This window comes from Priestia sp. JV24 (genome assembly GCF_025910025.1).
Taxonomy (GTDB): Bacteria; Bacillota; Bacilli; order Bacillales; family Bacillaceae_H; genus Priestia; species Priestia megaterium.
Map to the genome: position 1 here is coordinate 1 of NZ_JAPCIN010000075.1, position 825 is coordinate 825.

An 825-nucleotide genomic window follows, 5' to 3' on the forward strand; every position below is an offset into this window, starting at 1 on the left:
TAAATTAAATAATTGTAACGAATAATATGGCGGTGTAGCTCAGCTGGCTAGAGCGTACGGTTCATACCCGTGAGGTCGTGGGTTCGACTCCCTCCGCCGCTACCATATAAGTTACATTTGTTATAAATATACGGAGGAATACCCAAGTCCGGCTGAAGGGATCGGTCTTGAAAACCGACAGGGGTGTTAAAGCCCGCGGGGGTTCGAATCCCTCTTCCTCCGCCATTTATTTATATCATTTCATATCATCGCGGGGTGGAGCAGTTCGGTAGCTCGTCGGGCTCATAACCCGAAGGTCGCAGGTTCAAATCCTGTCCCCGCAACCAAAGTGGTCCCGTGGTGTAGCGGTTAACATGCCTGCCTGTCACGCAGGAGATCGCGGGTTCGATTCCCGTCGGGACCGCCATTTTGTTTGGCTCGGTAGCTCAGTTGGTAGAGCAAAGGACTGAAAATCCTTGTGTCGGCGGTTCGATTCCGTCCCGAGCCACCATTTTAAGACGGCGATTGTGGCGAAGTGGTTAACGCACCGGATTGTGGTTCCGGCATTCGTGGGTTCGATTCCCATCAGTCGCCCCATCTTAAGTAACGCGGGTGTAGTTTAGTGGTAAAACCTCAGCCTTCCAAGCTGATGTCGTGAGTTCGATTCTCATCACCCGCTCCAAATGAAGGGCCTATAGCTCAGCTGGTTAGAGCGCACGCCTGATAAGCGTGAGGTCGGTGGTTCGAGTCCACTTAGGCCCACCATATTCCACAGTAGCTCAGTGGTAGAGCTATCGGCTGTTAACCGATCGGTCGTAGGTTCGAGTCCTACCTGTGGAGCCATAC

The 825-nt window shown here is 52.5% G+C and carries 9 tRNA genes; all 9 read left to right on the forward strand.

The features are described 5' to 3' along the window. Positions 1 to 28 precede the first annotated feature (28 nt). The 9 genes from OK414_RS29675 to OK414_RS29715 all read left to right on the forward strand — a co-directional run bounded on the left by OK414_RS29675 (position 29) and on the right by OK414_RS29715 (position 822). A tRNA-Met gene (locus OK414_RS29675) sits at positions 29 to 105 on the forward strand. A 27-nt stretch (positions 106 to 132) separates the two neighbouring features. Continuing rightward, positions 133 to 225: transfer RNA gene (locus OK414_RS29680), tRNA-Ser, on the forward strand. 24 nt (positions 226 to 249) lie between these two features. After that, a tRNA-Met gene (locus OK414_RS29685) sits at positions 250 to 326 on the forward strand. Between the two features lie 4 nt (positions 327 to 330). Further along, positions 331 to 406, forward strand: a tRNA-Asp gene (locus tag OK414_RS29690). A gap of 8 nt (positions 407 to 414) precedes the next feature. Continuing rightward, positions 415 to 490 (forward strand) — tRNA-Phe (locus OK414_RS29695). A gap of 10 nt (positions 491 to 500) precedes the next feature. Continuing rightward, a tRNA-His gene (locus tag OK414_RS29700) sits at positions 501 to 576 on the forward strand. An 11-nt stretch (positions 577 to 587) separates the two neighbouring features. Beyond that, positions 588 to 661: transfer RNA gene (locus OK414_RS29705), tRNA-Gly, on the forward strand. Positions 662 to 667: 6 nt separating this feature from the next. Then, positions 668 to 744: transfer RNA gene (locus tag OK414_RS29710), tRNA-Ile, on the forward strand. Between the two features lie 3 nt (positions 745 to 747). Further along, positions 748 to 822, forward strand: a tRNA-Asn gene (locus tag OK414_RS29715). Positions 823 to 825: the final 3 nt, after the last annotated feature.